This window comes from Citrobacter sp., from assembly GCF_050252275.1.
Lineage (GTDB): Bacteria > Pseudomonadota > Gammaproteobacteria > Enterobacterales > Enterobacteriaceae > Citrobacter_A > Citrobacter_A amalonaticus.
Genome location: NZ_JBFWLF010000083.1, coordinates 1 through 15,502 on the forward strand (window position 1 = coordinate 1; position 15,502 = coordinate 15,502).

The following is a 15,502-nucleotide window of genomic DNA, read 5'->3' on the forward strand; positions in this document are numbered from 1 at the left end:
CCGGATGAGCAGTTGCGGGTTTGTCTCGGCTGCCATTTTACCGGCTATCCGGACCCGCGTGGCCGCTGCCCGCGCTGCCATATTCCTTTACGCGAGCGCCGAAACCAGAGCATCCAAAAATGCTGGGCGGCATTGTTGGCATCGATTGTTTTGCTGCTGCCTGCTAACCTTCTGCCTATCTCGGTTATCTACGTGAACGGTGGACGACAGGAAGATACAATCATGTCCGGTATCCTGTCGCTGGCGAACAGCAATGTCGCCGTGGCCGCCGTGGTCTTTATCGCCAGTATTCTGGTGCCATTCACTAAAGTGATCGTCATGTTTACCCTGCTACTCAGCATTCAGTTCAAATGCGAACAGGGTTTACGCACGCGAATGCAACTCTTGCGTCTGGTCACGTGGATCGGTCGCTGGTCGATGCTGGATCTTTTTGTTATCGCTTTAACCATGTCGCTGATTAACCGCGACCAGATTCTTGCTTTTACTATGGGACCGGCTGCGTTTTATTTCGGCTCAGCGGTCATTTTGACTATTCTTGCAGTGGAATGGCTGGACAGCCGCTTACTTTGGGATGCACATGAGTCAGGAAACGCCCGCTTCGCAGACTGAAGCGCAGATTAAAACGAAACGCCGTATCTCACCATTCTGGCTACTCCCGCTGATCGCATTAATGATTGCGGGATGGCTGATATGGAACAGCTATGAAGATCGCGGTAACACTGTGACCATCGACTTCATGTCTGCGGATGGCATTGTCCCGGGCCGTACGCCTGTTCGCTATCAGGGCGTTGAGGTGGGTACGGTTCAGGACATCAGCCTGAGCAAGGATTTACGCAAAATTGAGGTGCGGGTCAGCATCAAGTCCGACATGAAAGACGCGCTACGCGAAGAGACGCAGTTCTGGCTGGTGACGCCTAAAGCGTCGCTCGCAGGCGTCTCTGGCCTCGATGCGCTGGTCGGCGGCAATTATATCGGCATGATGCCCGGTAAAGGTAAAGAGCAAGATCATTTCGTCGCCCTCGACACCCAGCCGAAATATCGGCTGGATAACGGCGATCTGATGATACATCTCAACGCGCCCGACCTCGGATCGTTGAACAGCGGCTCGCTGGTTTATTTCCGTAAAATCCCGGTCGGTAAAGTCTACGACTACAGCATTAACCCGAACAAACAGGGCGTCACCATCGACGTGCTGGTTGAACGCCGCTTTACCAATCTGGTGAAAAAAGGCAGTCGCTTCTGGAACGTTTCCGGCGTGGATGCTGACGTCAGCCTGAGTGGTGCGAAGGTTAAACTGGAAAGTCTGGCGGCCCTGGTGAATGGTGCAATCGCCTTTGACTCACCCGATGATTCAAAAACGGCAGAGCAAGATGATACCTTCGGCCTGTATAAAGATCTGGCCCACAGTCAGCGCGGCGTCATTATTAAACTTGAACTGCCGAGCGGCGAAGGACTGAAGGCTGATTCTACTCCCCTGATGTATCAGGGGCTCGAAGTCGGCCAGCTCACCAAACTGGATTTACAATCCGGTGGCAAAGTCACCGGTGAAATGACCGTTGACCCCAGCGTCGTAGCGCTGTTACGCGACGGCACGCGCATTGAACTGCGCAGTCCCAAGCTCTCGCTCAGTGACGCTAATATCAGTTCGTTACTGACGGGTAAAACCTTTGAACTGGTGCCCGGCGCCGGTGAACCGCGCAGCGAGTTCGTGGTCGTCCCCGGTGAAAAAGCACTGCTCCACGAACCGGACGTCCTGACCTTTACCCTGACCGCGCCTGAAAGCTACGGTATCGATGCAGGTCAACCGCTGATCCTTCACGGCGTCCAGGTGGGCCAGGTGATCGAACGTAAGCTGACCAGCAAAGGGGTCGAGTTTATTGTGGCGGTCGATCCGCAACATCGTGGCCTGGTCCAGGGTGACAGCAAATTCGTGGTCAACAGCCGTGTGGATGTCAAAGTGGGTCTGGATGGCGTTGAGTTCCTCGGCGCCAGCGCCAGCGAATGGATCAGTGGCGGTATTCGCATATTGCCCGGCAGCAAAGGGGAAATGAAATCAAGCTATCCGCTGTATGCCAACCTGGAAAAAGCGGTAGAGAATAGCCTGAGCGATCTGCCGACCACTACCCTGAGCCTGCGTGCAGAAACATTGCCAGACGTGCAGGCCGGCTCCGTGGTGCTGTATCGTAAATTTGAAGTGGGTGAAGTGATTACCGTACGCCCGCGCGCCGACGCCTTTGACATCGATCTGCACATCAAACCGGAGTACCGCAACCTGCTGACCAGCAATAGCGTCTTCTGGGCCGAAGGTGGCGCTAAAGTGCAGCTCAACGGCAGCGGGTTGACCGTGCAGGCCTCTCCCCTGTCACGTGCGCTGAAGGGGGCGATCAGCTTTGATAACCTCAGCGGCGCCAGCGCCAGCCAGCGCAAAGGCGACAAGCGCATTTTGTATGCTTCCGAAACCGCCGCACGTGCGGTTGGCGGGCAGATTACCCTTCACGCCTTTGATGCCGGGAAACTGGCGGCAGGAATGCCCATTCGCTACCTCGGTATTGATATCGGACAGATCCAGACGCTTGAACTGCTCACTTCGCGCAACGAGGTACAGGCGAAGGCGGTATTGTATCCGGAATATGTGCAGACCTTCGCCCGTGGCGGGACGCGCTTCTCCGTGATTACGCCGCAAATCTCGGCCGCTGGCGTGGAACATCTCGACACGATCCTGCAACCCTACATCAACGTCGAGCCGGGTCGGGGTAATCCGCGCCGTGACTTTGAACTGCAGGAAGCGACCATTACCGACTCACGCTACCTTGACGGGCTGAGTATTGTGCTCGAAGTCCCCGAAGCGGGCTCGCTGGCGATCGGTACGCCGGTACTGTTCCGCGGGATTGAAGTTGGTACTGTCACCGGCATGACGCTCGGTACTCTGTCTGACCGCGTGATGATCGCCTTGCGCATCAGTCAACGCTACCAGCACCTGGTCCGCAACAACTCCGTCTTCTGGCTGGCGTCCGGTTACAGTCTGGACTTCGGCCTGACGGGCGGCGTAGTGAAGACCGGTACCTTTAATCAGTTCATTCGCGGCGGCATTGCCTTCGCCACGCCGCCTGGCACTCCGCTGGCGCCGAAAGCGCAGGCGGGTAAACACTTCCTGCTGCTGGAAAGTGAACCGAAAGAGTGGCGTGAATGGGGCACCGCGCTGCCACGTTAGTATCCGGCTCCGGCGTGCTCGCGCCGGAGCCTTTATGCTACACTGTGCGCTTGTTTTTCTGCCGGTGGTACTCCCCCGTGACTCAACACGCTGTTTATTTTCCTGACGCCTTTTTAACGCAAATGCGCGAGGCAATGCCTGCGCATCTCTCTTTTGACGATTTTCTCGCCGCTTGCCAGCGCCCATTACGCCGCAGCATCCGCGTGAATACGCTTAAGATTTCTGTGGCCGATTTTCTCACCTTAACCGCCCCGTATGGCTGGTCGTTGACGCCCGTTCCCTGGTGCGAAGAAGGTTTCTGGATTGAGCGTGAGGATGAAGATGCGCTGCCGCTCGGCAGTACCGCCGAGCATCTGAGTGGTCTGTTTTATATTCAGGAAGCCAGTTCCATGTTGCCGGTTGCCGCCCTGTTTGCCGAGGATAATTCCCCCAAACGCGTGATGGACGTTGCTGCCGCGCCTGGCTCAAAAACCACGCAAATCGCCGCGCGCATGGGTAATCAGGGCGCGATCCTCGCGAACGAATACTCAGCCAGTCGGGTGAAAGTGCTGCATGCCAATATCAGTCGCTGTGGGATAAGCAACGTGGCACTGACCCATTTTGACGGCCGCGTATTTGGTGCAGCGCTGCCGGAAATGTTCGACGCGATTTTGCTTGATGCACCTTGCTCGGGTGAAGGTGTGGTGCGTAAGGATCCGGATGCGCTAAAAAACTGGTCCGTTGAGAGCAATCTTGAGATTGCCGCAACCCAGCGCGAACTGATCGAAAGTGCGTTTCACGCCCTGCGCCCTGGCGGTACGCTGGTCTATTCAACCTGTACGTTGAATCGTGAAGAAAACGAGTCGGTGCTGGCCTGGCTGAAAGAGACCTGGCCGGAGGCGGTGGAATTTTTACCGTTGGGCGATCTTTTCCCTGAGGCGAATCAGGCGCTGACGGCAGAAGGTTTCTTGCATGTGTTCCCGCAGATTTATGACTGCGAAGGATTCTTCGTCGCCCGCCTGCGTAAAACGGCCTCCATTCCCGCACTGCCAGCACCGAAGTACAAAGTGGGCAACTTCCCCTTCACCCCCGTCAAAGGTCGCGAAGCCGCGAATCTGACCCAGGCAGCTAATGCCCTCAGTCTGCACTGGGGCGAAAACCTGCGCCTCTGGCAGCGTGATAAAGAGGTCTGGCTTTTCCCGGCGGAGATAGAACCGCTGATCGGCAAAGTCCGTTTCTCCCGGCTCGGCATTAAGCTGGCTGAAACGCATAATAAAGGTTATCGCTGGCAGCACGAAGCGGTCATCGCGCTGGCTGATGTCAATCATCGCTGTGCGTTTGAACTGTCTCAGCAGGAAGCCGAAGAGTGGTATCGCGGTCGCGATGTCTATCCGCAGACCGTCCCCGCCACTGACGATGTGCTGGTGACCTTCCAGCATCAGCCGATTGGCCTTGCCAAACGGATCGGCTCGCGCCTGAAAAACAGTTACCCGCGTGAACTGGTTCGTGATGGCAAATTGTTTACCGGTAACGTCTGAAATCAGAAAATTTGCGCATTTTTTGACTGGCGCTTTTGCCTGCGTTGACTACGCTGAAAAATGGACGGCCTAACTGGTCGTACCACAATCAGCGAATTAACGGAGAGCACGATGATGAAAACCAGTGTGCGCATTGGCGCCTTTGAAATTGACGATGCCGAGTTACACGGCGAGTCGCCGGGAGACCGAACGTTAACCATTCCGTGTAAATCTGATCCGGATTTATGCATGCAACTGGATGCCTGGGACGACGAAACCAGCGTTCCGGCCCTACTGAATGGCGAACATTCGGTTCTTTTCCGTAAACACTACGATCGTAAGTCTGATGCCTGGATCATGCGTCTTGCCTGATTCAAAAAGAACCCGTCTGCCGGCGGGTTATTTATTTCCCCCTTCCCGCTTGCGTTAATTCCTCCTACACTTTTGTTATGGCTGTACAAAATGAGGATAGGATGTTCGCACTGGTTCTGTTTGTCTGTTATCTGGATGGTGGTTGCGAAGATATCGTAGTGGATGTTTACGATACAGAGCGGCAGTGCCTGTATTATATGGACGATCAACGGATTCGTCAGGGCGGCTGCTTTCCGGTTGAGGATTTTATCGATGGATTCTGGGCGCCCGCCCAGCAATACAGCGACTTTTAATCACTGTAGTTGTACCAGCGTTAACTCGCCGCCGAATACCGCTCCCGTATCGATGTAGTGCAGATTGTCGCTGTCTACACGTTGACGCAACGGCGTATGGCCAAACCAGAAATGGTCAGCGCCGGCGATAGCTGTCCCTTCTCCTGCCAGATGCGCACTCAGTCGCGCGCGTCGCCACAACACCTCCGTAAGGTTAACCGGCTTTTGCCACTGATAAATATCTTCCGGGTAATCGGCGTGGGCGACCACATGGGTCGCCTCGCGGCAATGCAATTCCAGGATCCACGGCAGATGCTGGCAGTATTCCAGTGCCAGCGTTGCATGATGCCGTTTCTGCTCAGGCAACGCCGTAAACCAGCCGCCACCATTCATCGTCCACAACGACCACTGTGACGTACGCAATGCATCTATCGCCATCTGTTCATGGTTCCCTCTGACTGCCACCATCCAGCGCTTATGCAGCAACTGCAGGCAGCGCAAACTGTCAGGACCGCGATCGATGAGATCGCCCACAGAGACCAGTAAATCTTGCCAGGGATCAAAGCGACAGGCCCGCAGCTTTGCCATCAGTAGCGCAAAACAGCCGTGGATATCCCCGACCACCCAGATGTGTCGCCACTGTGCCCCTTCGATCATTTGGTAGCTTTTTTCAGGCTGTTTCATGAGAGTTTTGTCCTCAGTCACGCCCTAACACAAATTTAACAATAGCAGCAAAAAACGCTGGACGTTTATGCCCGGGTGTGGGTATGGTTTACTCAGAATGATAAGTGCGAAATGCCATTAGGCTCAGGAAAAGCACCCGTTCTATAGATAAAAAGAGACCGAATACGATTCCTGTATTCGGTCCAGGGAAATGGCTCTTGGGAGAGAGCCGTGCGCTAAAAGTTGGCATTAATGCAGGCTAAGTCGCCTTGCCTTTTAAGAATAGATGACGACGCCAGGTTTTCCAGTCTGCGGCTTGCGCGGCTGGAAAAAAACGGCGCTGATCACTGGCTGAAATGTAAAAACCGCAAGACGCTTTACAAAAGGCTTGCGGTTTTTTATTGGAAATCAGAAAGATACTTTTGGTAACTAACAGAGCTTTTCCGCTCGTTCGATAAACGGTGCCAGACTCATTTTTTCACCCGGTTTTGCCGGATCGTCAATCTGAATCACCGACAGGGGCTGCGCATTTGTTTTGCCGCTCGCCACCTGCTCTTGTGCAACATCGTTTAACGGATACTGAACAAGCGTGCTGGGGTTAATCACATACAGCGCGTTTCCTGGCCGACAGGTCAGCATCACCTCTTCACGATTGAACGCCCATTTATCTTTACCGATTTCAAAACGGCTCACGGTGATGACCTGCGGTGCCGCCAGCGCAACTCCTGAGCTAGTCAGAAGCAGCAAAGAGAGAATCACTTTTTTCATGAATTTTGCCTGTCCTTCAGAACGGTTCCAGCGTCGCAAACACACTGACGCTTGCCAGCACGACGGCGCCAACTCCCCATTCGATCTTCGTCATCCAAATAAAATACCGATTGATGCGTCGACTATCCTGCCGCATTCGTGGTACGAGAAGATACCGATTCGCCAGTGCGATTGCCACCATTAGCAGGACAAGTGCACATTTTAGCAAAAGCAATTGCCCCCAGGCGGTCTGCCATGGCGGGGAAAATCCCTGAATAAACAGCAGATTGGCGATACCAGTGAGTAATACTCCCGCCACGGCAAGATGCCCATAGCGAGAAAAACGCATCATGGTGTAAACCGCCTGTTGCTGCCAGCGTCCTTTTGCCATGTGCATGCAATAAATCACCGGTAGCAGTCCTCCAAACCAGGTTGCAGCGCAAATCAGATGCATTGCATGGTTTGTCTGCTGGAGCGCACCAATAACCCCCGAGTGCAGTGTGGCATGCCCAACCCCCGTCAGCAGGGCAAACTGTGCGAGAGTTAAGAGCAGTAATAGTCGCGCTAAATCACGCGGCACAATCAACGCGACAACCAACGTAACCAGTGCCAGAACGATTTGCCAGAGCCACACACCGCCAAACTGAGTTTGCAATACCGCGCCCCAGACAGACACGGAGATAACATCCTGCCAGCCAGAGCCCATAAGCCCACCCTGGACTGCCAGCATCAGTAATGCACTCACAAAACTCCATAACGCAGCATGTTGTTGCAGGCGCAGGAAGCGTCTGCTCATTAGACGGCGGATCGATGCCGGCGCAAGCCATGCGCCGTAGAGCGCAGAGCCAAACACCAGCATCAGGGCGGTAAAATGGATGAAGCGGAGAACAACCCACGTCAGCGTCAGCATGTTTATTTCACACTAAAGGTGTACTGCCCTTTGGTTTTGTGCCCATCGACAGACACCACGTGCCAGTTCACCGTGTATTGACCCGGCTTCAGCGTTTCATCAAGCGGGACGATGAGCTGTTTTTTATCCTGTTCGTTACGCTTTGCGGGACGGGTTCTGATTCCCTCTTGTTTTGGACCGGTAATTGTCGCCCCGCTGAATCCGGGCTCAATACCTTCAGAGAAATTAAGCGTCAGCGCCTGCGGCGCGGCGGTTACCTCGGCATCCGCCGCGGGATACTGGTGTGTCAGATGCGCATGCGCCCACACGGTGGGGGTTGCCAGAGCGGCTGCCAGAAAAAGGAGCGTATAGCGGAAAGTACGTGCAGGAGAGACCATATCAACTATTCCCTTTTGTAATGACTTATCCTGAGAGGATAACCTTCTATAATGTTCACGTCGACAATCATCAATTGCGGCTTGCCATTGTGGTCGACTCTTAGTAACTTCTGCGCGCAAGATCGAAGGAGAAGCCCATGCACAAAAATCTGGCTCAGCTTGAACAAGCTGAAATGGACAAAGTAAACGTAGATCTGGCCGCTGCCGGCGTCGCGTTTAAAGAGCGCTACAACATGCCCGTTATCGCTGAAGTGGTAGAACGTGAGCAACCTGCACATCTGCGCGACTGGTTTCGCGAGCGTCTGATCGCCCATCGTCTGGCGTCCGTTTCGTTGTCCCGTTTACCGTATGAGCCGAAACCTAAATAATTTTTCGGCGTGAAGTTACATATCCTTACATACTGCCTGCTACAGTATAAGTGCATTCTTATTCTATGATTTAAGGATGATTGTAGACACTATGAAAAGGAAGTCATTATGTCACGCTGGAAAATCGCTGCTGCACAGTATGAACCGCTAAAAACATCTGTTCGTGAACATATCGCTCATCACCTGAATTTCATCGACGCAGCAGCCCGGCAACAGTGCGAACTGTTGGTGTTTCCCGCCCTCTCCTTACTCGGTTGCATGGACGAATCGCAGTGCCTGCCTGCGCCGCCGGATATCGATATCAGTCTGCTACAACCGCTCTCTCAGGCCGCTCACGCGCACCGCATGACGATCATTGCCGGTCTTCCGGTCGAGCATAACAACCGTTTTGTCAAAGGGATTGCCGTCTTCGCACCATGGATAACCTCACTGCGTTTGTTTCCTCAAAGCCACGGCGCGTGTCTTGGTAAGGGCCTGAAAACGATCAGCGTGGTGGATGAGCAACCGGAAGGTGTCGATATGGATCCGGCGTTTTCTCTGTTTACCACCAGCCAAAGCGTCAGTGAGCCGGAATTGCTGACCTCCACGTCGCAGTTACAACATTTCTCACATCAATTCTCGATTGCCGTACTGATGGCCAATGCGCGAGGAAGTAGCGCATTATGGGATGAAAGCGGGCAATTAATTGTCCGCGCCGACCGTGGTTCGCTGTTATTAACGGGGCAGCGCACAACGCAGGGTTGGCAAGGTGATATCATTCCATTACGCTAATCGTTTTCGGTCAGGAGTTTTACATGCTGCGCATCATCGATACTGAGACCTGTGGCCTGCAGGGCGGGATTGTAGAGATCGCCTCTGTTGACGTGGTTGACGGTAAGATCGTGAATCCTATGAGCCACCTGGTGCGCCCTGACCGACCAATCTCGCCACAGGCGATGGCCATTCATCGCATTACCGAAGCGATGGTGGCAGATAAGCCGTGGATTGAAGAGGTTATCCCCCACTATTACGGCAGCGAATGGTATGTGGCGCACAACGCCAGCTTTGACCGTCGTGTGCTGCCAGACATGCCAGGCGAGTGGATCTGCACCATGAAACTTTCCCGCCGCCTCTGGCCGGGGATTAAGTACAGTAATATGGCGCTCTATAAGTCACGTAAACTGAACGTGCAAACGCCTGCGGGTCTGCATCACCACCGCGCACTCTATGACTGCTATATTACCGCCGCGCTGCTCATCGATATTATGAATACTTCCGGCTGGACGGCGGAGCAGATGGTCGATATCACCGGGCGGCCGGGGTTACTGACCACCTTCACCTTTGGTAAGTATCGCGGCAAAGCCGTTTCCGATGTCGCAGAGCGCGATCCGGGCTATTTGCGCTGGTTGTTTAACAACCTCGACAGCATGAGCCCGGAGCTGCGTTTAACCCTCAAACACTATCTGGATAACGCCTGAACAGCGTCGTTACCGGGCAATGTTCCCTGTGCCAGACCAATCAGGAATGCAAATTCCAGCGCCACGCCTTCCCAGGATTTATAACGACCTGACTTACCGCCGTGTCCGGAATCCATATCGGTGCACAGTAACAGCAGATGGTCATCAGTTTTCAGCTCGCGCAGTTTCGCCACCAATTTTGCCGGTTCCCAGTACTGGACCTGCGAATCATGCAGTCCGGTGGTGACCAACAGATGCGGGTAAGCCTGCGCCCTGACATTATCGTACGGACTGTAGCTTTTCATGTAAGCGTAATACTGCGGATCTTTTGGATTCCCCCACTCCTCAAACTCACCGGTCGTCAGGGGTATCGACTCATCCAGCATCGTCGTCACCACATCCACAAACGGCACCTGGGCAACCACGCCATGAAAGCGTTCGGGACGCTCGTTGATCGCCACGCCCATCAGCATTCCTCCCGCGCTACCGCCCATGCCATAACAGAGAGAGGGCGAGCCGTAGCCCTGGGCAATCAACGCATCACAGGCATCAAGATAGTCGTTGAAGGTATTGCGCTTTTTCAGGAATTTACCGTCTTCATACCACTGCTGCCCCAGTTCGCTTCCGCCTCGCACGTGAACGATGGCATAGACAAATCCACGATCCAGCAGACTTAACCGGCTGCTGCTGAAATCGGCATCCATGCTGGCGCCGTAGGAACCGTAGCCGTAAACCAGTAACGGATTTTGCCCCTTACGGAAGTATTTCTGATGATAGACCAGTGATACCGGAACCTCGACACCATCACGGGCGGTGATCCACAGGTGTTCACTGCGATAGTTGGCGGCGTCAAATCCCGGTACCTCTGTCTGTTTAATTACCCGTCGTTCACCCGTATCCATGTCCAGTTCAAACAGCGTGTCCGGCGTGGTCATCGAGGAGTAGCCATAGCGCAGGCGTGAGGTTTCCGGTTCCGGATTGTACGCAAGCCAGGTGACATAAGCCGGATCGTCGAAGGCAATCCCCACCACCTCGCGAGTTTTACGATTGATCTGCCGCAGGCTGGTTAAGCCACGCTGGCGCTCTTCCACTACCAGCCAGTCGGTAAAAAGCGTAAACCCTTCCAGCATGATCGCTTCACGGGCCGGGATCAGCGTTTCCCACTGTTTCTCATCGCGCACACGGGTGCGATAAAGACCAAAATTTTTACCCTCGCGGTTCGAACGCAGATAAAACTTATGTTGATAGTGATCGAGGCTGTATTCGTGATCCTTGCGGCGCGGCAGGAAGATGAAAGGTTCAGCATCAGCCAGTTCAGCATCCAGCAGTAAAACCTCGCTGGTCGTCGCGCTCGCCAGATGAATGACGAGGTAATGTTGCGACGTCGTTTTGTGCAGGCTGACGTAGAAAGTGTCGTCTTTTTCTTCGTAAATCAGCTCGTCATCGGCCGAGGGCGTGCCGACGGTATGACGCCAGACCTGGTAAGGTAAGAGCGTCGTGGCATGTTTACGGACGTAGTAAAAGGTCAGGGAATCATTTGCCCAGACAAATTCGGGAGCCACATTATCCAGCATCTCCGGATACCAGTTACCGTTTTCCAGATTGCGAAAACGTATCCCGTACTGGCGGCGCGAAAGATAATCTTCCGCCAGCGCCATAATGGTGTTATCCGGCGTTATCGCCAGTCGCCCCAGAGTGTAGAACTCACTGTGTGCCGCCCGTTTGTTGCCATCAAGCAGCGTTTCCCAGTCATCCCATTCCTCACTCAGTGCAGACTGGCGTTGATAAATGGCGTACTCACACCCGGGTTCATAGAGATGGCGATAGCGATAACCGTTCTTCACGTATGGCGCAGAGGTGTCGCGGGGAGGAATGCGATCGATAATTTCTTTTAGCACGCGATCCTGCAAGGCTTGCTGCGTAGACATAACCTGATGTCCGTAGCGGTTTTCCTGTTGCAGGTAGTCAAGCACCTCGGGCTGCGAGCGCGTGTCGTCCCGCAGCCAGTAGTAGTTATCAATGCGCGTGTCGCCATGGACCGTCATGGCGTAAGGGATACGATTTGCTTTTGGCAGCATGTGTCTGTTTCTTTCGTCTTTATACATCCTCTAAGGGTGGCAAAAGTCACGAATGATGCAAGCGAAACATGCTGCGCGCGGTATTTCGTTAGCCAGGTAATGCCTGTTTTTGCTGTTTCAAATCCTGCTCAATGCCATCACGGACATCCTGTGGGATCTTCAGCGCATCACCCAGCGCGTTCAGGTAGCTGCGCTCCATAAAGTGGTCGATATCAATCGCCGCACAGCTGAGGAAATAGATCTCCAGCGCCTCTTCTTCGTTGCGGATCCCCTGCGCAAGGCGCTGCGGATCGAGCGGCTGCTCAATCGCCTGTTCAATGAAAACGCGCCCCTGCTCTTCTACGCCGGCTTCACGCAGTTGCTGTTCGATTGCCGCCCGCTCGTTGGCATCAATATGGCCATCACTTTTCGCGGCGAAGACCAGCGCCAGGATCAGCCGTTCGGTGCGCACATCCAGCGGCGTACTTTGCGCGCCGAACTGTGGTTCACCCTGATGCGCCGCACGGATTTTATCCTTGTACTTGTTCCACAAGACCGTCCCCGCCACCGCACCACCGCCGACCAGCAGCGCGCTGGTGCCATATTTGCTGAGCAGTTTGCGTGAGGATTTGTTAGCGACCAGTAACCCCGCCAGACCACCCAGCGCGCCGGGTACCAGCAGCTTACTTAATCCCTGTTCACCTGAAGAAGAGGAGGACGATCCGTTTTGCCCGAGAAGAGAGTGTAATTGATTTAGCCAGTTAGCCATTTTGCCCCTCAAGTACTGACAATGAATTGTCAAAGCGTACCCGAGGGGATGTCAGGAAATGTCTGCCAGCGCTAAAGATGCGCAAATGTTCGTGCTATTGCGAACGATATTCCGCTGTGCCGGCCTTGCAGTCGACCTTCACCAGATAATGAATATCCGCACTTTTTCCACGCACGGTCAGCGGTACTACCCACTTACCCTCGCCACCGGTGATCTCTTTTGGATTAACCCATGCCACCGGGTCGGCCTGACCCACATGTTTTTGATCGTCGGCCCAACGCGCAATGCGATTCTGCTGATAATCGCGCTTAACGCTCGCCGCAATACCCTCGGTATCCAGACCTTCACAGTTAAGGAACTTAACCGTCTTACTGTCCGTACCTGCCGCAGACACCGATACGCTGGTGCATAACAACAGCAAGCAGGCTAACACGCCCGTTCTTTTCATACTTTTCCCTTTCTCCATAGCACAGTGATACAGGGAAAAGCATGGTACAAAACGTCAGGAGCGCAAGTCAGATTCAGGCCGCCTGCGTATCGTCCCCGGCAGCGGCGTCATTATCAACCACCTGCGGAGAAGGCAACTTACCGGTTTTGAGGATCGTGCTCAGCACCTCTTTTTGTTCGGCCAGCCACAGCGACAGCGCCTCACGCTGTTCGTCTTCCAGCGCTAACGGGGACTGTTCAAGCCAGGTGTCGAGTAGATCCGCCGTATCCAGCATCTTGTCATACGCATCGGCTTCCTTTTTGCTGGTAAATGACATTTTTTCCTCACCTTCCCGAATGACTACATATTTAACTTCAACCGCCATGTTGCAGCCTCTCAATATTACTGTATTTATGTACAGTATATTCTATTTCACCACTGAAATCAACCTGGCAATAAAGACAGACGCAAACGTTTTCGTATATACTGCGGCCAAATTTGTTGGGGGATATTTTCATGACGATATTAGGCACAGCGCTGCGTCCGGCAGCAACTCGGGTGATGTTATTGGGTTCTGGTGAACTGGGTAAAGAAGTGGCCATCGAGTGCCAGCGTCTCGGCGTGGAAGTGATCGCGGTGGACCGGTATGCCGACGCACCGGCCATGCATGTCGCGCATCGTTCGCACGTCATTAATATGCTGGATGGCGACGCGCTTCGCCGCGTAGTGGAGCTGGAAAAACCGCACTATATCGTGCCAGAGATTGAAGCCATTGCCACGGATATGCTGGTGGCGCTGGAACAGGAAGGGTTGAACGTCGTGCCCTGCGCGCGCGCGACAAAACTCACGATGAACCGTGAAGGTATTCGCCGCCTGGCGGCAGAAGAACTGGCACTGCCCACATCAACCTTCCGTTTTGCCGACAGTGAAGCCACCTTCCGCGACGCCGTGGCTGAAATTGGTTATCCCTGCATTGTCAAACCGGTAATGAGTTCATCCGGCAAAGGGCAGAGTTTTATTCGTTCCGAAGCGCAGCTGGCGCAAGCCTGGGACTATGCCCAACAGGGCGGTCGCGCGGGTGCCGGTCGGGTCATCGTCGAAGGGGTTGTGAAGTTTGATTTTGAAATCACCCTGCTCACCGTCAGCGCGGTCGATGGCGTCCATTTCTGTGCACCGGTAGGTCATCGCCAGGAAGATGGCGATTATCGTGAATCCTGGCAGCCGCAACAGATGAGCGCACTGGCGCTGGAACGCGCTCAGGACATTGCCCGTAAAGTGGTATTAGCCCTGGGTGGTCACGGTCTGTTTGGCGTGGAGCTGTTTGTTTGCGGGGATGAGGTCATCTTCAGCGAGGTCTCCCCTCGCCCACATGATACCGGCATGGTGACGCTGATCTCTCAGGATCTGTCGGAGTTTGCCCTGCATGTACGCGCTTTCCTCGGACTGCCCGTGGGGGCCATTCGTCAGTATGGTCCGGCAGCTTCTGCGGTAATTTTACCGCGACTGACCAGTCAGGACGTGACGTTTGGCAATGTTCAGGCCGCCGTCGGTGCCGGTGTGCAGGTCCGTTTCTTCGGTAAGCCGGAAATTGAAGGATCGCGTCGCCTGGGTGTGGCGCTGGCAACGGCAGACAACGTTGATGACGCTATTGAACGCGCGAAGAACGCCGCCGCGCAGGTGAAAGTGACAGGGTAAACAACAGCAACCGTAGGCCGGATAAGGCAGTCATGCCACCATCCGGCAAAACCCGATGGCGGCGCTAACGCGTCTCATCGGGCCTACGGCTTACACATGGGTAGCTTACTGCTTCGCGCCTTCAACCGCTTCGCGAGCCAGTCTGGTGATACGATCGTAGTCACCAGCTTCCAGCGCGTCATTCGGCACCAGCCAGGAACCGCCGATGCACAGCACGCTTTTCAGTGCCAGGTAATCGCGGTAGTTAGCCGGAGAGATGCCGCCAGTCGGGCAGAAACGCACCTGAGAGAACGGACCGGCAATGGCCTGCAGTGCTTTAGTGCCGCCATTGGCTTCTGCCGGGAAGAATTTGAACTCTTTCAGGCCGTAGTCCATACCCAGCATCAGTTCAGAAACGGTGCTGATGCCAGGAATCAACGGGATCGTGCCTTCGGTTGCCGCTTTCAGCAGAGGCTCGGTCAGACCTGGGCTGATAGCGAACTGCGCACCGGCTGCAGTAACCTCAGCCAGCTGCTGCGGATTCAGCACCGTACCCGCACCCACAATGGCTTCCGGAACCTCTTTGGCGATAGCGCGGATAGCATCCATCGCGCAGGCGGTACGTAACGTCACTTCCAGTACGCGCACCCCACCCGCAACCAGCGCTTTTGCCATCGGCACAGCGTGTTCCAGTTTATTCACTACGATCACCGGGACAACCGG

At 54.5% G+C, this 15,502-nt stretch carries 17 protein-coding genes and 1 pseudogene; 9 read left to right on the top strand and 9 right to left on the bottom strand.

Annotation, left to right across the window (positions count from 1 at the left end; all coding sequences use genetic code 11):
• From yebS to AB7E14_RS09270, 5 genes and pseudogenes are all read left to right on the top strand, one after another.
• Positions 1 to 609, top strand: a pseudogene (yebS, locus tag AB7E14_RS09250) (membrane integrity lipid transport subunit YebS); the annotation flags it as partial.
• On the top strand, positions 578 to 3,211 hold the full coding sequence (locus tag AB7E14_RS09255) for a PqiB family protein (RefSeq protein ID WP_125339805.1): 2,634 nt from the start codon (positions 578 to 580) through the stop codon (positions 3,209 to 3,211). The pseudogene yebS and the gene AB7E14_RS09255, both read left to right, overlap by 32 nt.
• A 77-nt stretch (positions 3,212 to 3,288) precedes the next feature.
• Positions 3,289 to 4,728, top strand: a complete 1,440-nt coding sequence (gene rsmF, locus AB7E14_RS09260; protein WP_044326812.1) for a 16S rRNA (cytosine(1407)-C(5))-methyltransferase RsmF — start codon at positions 3,289 to 3,291, stop codon at positions 4,726 to 4,728.
• A 114-nt stretch (positions 4,729 to 4,842) separates the two neighbouring features.
• Entirely contained in the window at positions 4,843 to 5,079 is a 237-nt protein-coding gene (locus AB7E14_RS09265; RefSeq protein WP_161215572.1) for a YebV family protein, read from the top strand.
• A gap of 101 nt (positions 5,080 to 5,180) precedes the next feature.
• Positions 5,181 to 5,372: a YebW family protein gene (locus tag AB7E14_RS09270; RefSeq protein WP_043000391.1), complete on the top strand. Its 192-nt coding sequence runs from the start codon at positions 5,181 to 5,183 to the stop codon at positions 5,370 to 5,372.
• On the opposite strand, the gene pphA is transcribed toward AB7E14_RS09270, so the two are convergent.
• The 4 genes from pphA to yobA all read right to left on the bottom strand — a co-directional run bounded on the left by pphA (position 5,373) and on the right by yobA (position 8,048).
• Positions 5,373 to 6,035: a protein-serine/threonine phosphatase gene (gene pphA / locus AB7E14_RS09275; protein WP_043000390.1), complete on the bottom strand. Its 663-nt coding sequence runs from the start codon at positions 6,033 to 6,035 to the stop codon at positions 5,373 to 5,375. It abuts the gene before it with no gap.
• A 408-nt stretch (positions 6,036 to 6,443) separates the two neighbouring features.
• Positions 6,444 to 6,782 (bottom strand): YebY family protein, encoded by a 339-nt coding sequence (locus AB7E14_RS09280; RefSeq protein ID WP_043000379.1) that lies wholly within the window; start codon positions 6,780 to 6,782, stop codon positions 6,444 to 6,446.
• Positions 6,783 to 6,798: 16 nt separating this feature from the next.
• Positions 6,799 to 7,671, bottom strand: coding sequence for a copper homeostasis membrane protein CopD (gene copD / locus AB7E14_RS09285; RefSeq protein ID WP_316961750.1), 873 nt, complete (start codon positions 7,669 to 7,671; stop codon positions 6,799 to 6,801).
• Positions 7,672 to 7,673: 2 nt separating this feature from the next.
• Positions 7,674 to 8,048 carry a CopC domain-containing protein YobA gene (gene yobA, locus AB7E14_RS09290; protein ID WP_044326804.1) on the bottom strand — a complete coding sequence of 125 codons (375 nt, stop codon included), beginning with the start codon at positions 8,046 to 8,048 and terminating at the stop codon, positions 7,674 to 7,676.
• 137 nt (positions 8,049 to 8,185) lie between these two features.
• Here yobA and AB7E14_RS09295 point away from each other — a divergent pair, with 137 nt between their 5' ends.
• From AB7E14_RS09295 to exoX, 3 genes are all read left to right on the top strand, one after another.
• Complete coding sequence (locus AB7E14_RS09295; protein WP_316961751.1) at positions 8,186 to 8,416, top strand: DNA polymerase III subunit theta; 231 nt, start codon at positions 8,186 to 8,188, stop codon at positions 8,414 to 8,416.
• A 108-nt stretch (positions 8,417 to 8,524) separates the two neighbouring features.
• A complete protein-coding gene (locus tag AB7E14_RS09300) occupies positions 8,525 to 9,187 on the top strand; it encodes a carbon-nitrogen hydrolase family protein (RefSeq protein ID WP_287116220.1) in 663 nt (220 codons plus the stop codon).
• A gap of 23 nt (positions 9,188 to 9,210) precedes the next feature.
• Positions 9,211 to 9,873, top strand: coding sequence for an exodeoxyribonuclease X (exoX, locus tag AB7E14_RS09305; protein ID WP_043000375.1), 663 nt, complete (start codon positions 9,211 to 9,213; stop codon positions 9,871 to 9,873).
• Here exoX and ptrB read toward each other — a convergent pair.
• The 4 genes from ptrB to yebG form a co-directional block, all read right to left on the bottom strand.
• Positions 9,855 to 11,930, bottom strand: coding sequence for an oligopeptidase B (ptrB, locus tag AB7E14_RS09310; protein WP_316961752.1), 2,076 nt, complete (start codon positions 11,928 to 11,930; stop codon positions 9,855 to 9,857). The genes exoX and ptrB overlap by 19 nt on opposite strands.
• An 88-nt stretch (positions 11,931 to 12,018) precedes the next feature.
• The gene (locus AB7E14_RS09315) at positions 12,019 to 12,678 is read right to left on the bottom strand and encodes a tellurite resistance TerB family protein (RefSeq protein ID WP_043000373.1); all 660 of its coding nucleotides are present in this window, start codon (positions 12,676 to 12,678) and stop codon (positions 12,019 to 12,021) included.
• 94 nt (positions 12,679 to 12,772) lie between these two features.
• Entirely contained in the window at positions 12,773 to 13,126 is a 354-nt protein-coding gene (gene yebF / locus AB7E14_RS09320) for a protein YebF (RefSeq protein WP_043000372.1), read from the bottom strand.
• A 73-nt stretch (positions 13,127 to 13,199) separates the two neighbouring features.
• Positions 13,200 to 13,490 (bottom strand): DNA damage-inducible protein YebG, encoded by a 291-nt coding sequence (yebG, locus tag AB7E14_RS09325; RefSeq protein WP_058588171.1) that lies wholly within the window; start codon positions 13,488 to 13,490, stop codon positions 13,200 to 13,202.
• A gap of 131 nt (positions 13,491 to 13,621) precedes the next feature.
• Between yebG and purT the strand changes: the two genes are divergently transcribed.
• Positions 13,622 to 14,800, top strand: a complete 1,179-nt coding sequence (gene purT, locus AB7E14_RS09330; RefSeq protein ID WP_058588172.1) for a formate-dependent phosphoribosylglycinamide formyltransferase — start codon at positions 13,622 to 13,624, stop codon at positions 14,798 to 14,800.
• A gap of 105 nt (positions 14,801 to 14,905) precedes the next feature.
• Here the strand turns inward: purT and kdgA are convergent.
• Positions 14,906 to 15,502 (bottom strand): bifunctional 4-hydroxy-2-oxoglutarate aldolase/2-dehydro-3-deoxy-phosphogluconate aldolase (kdgA, locus tag AB7E14_RS09335; protein WP_428169483.1); only part of this gene is annotated, 597 nt, incomplete at its 5' end.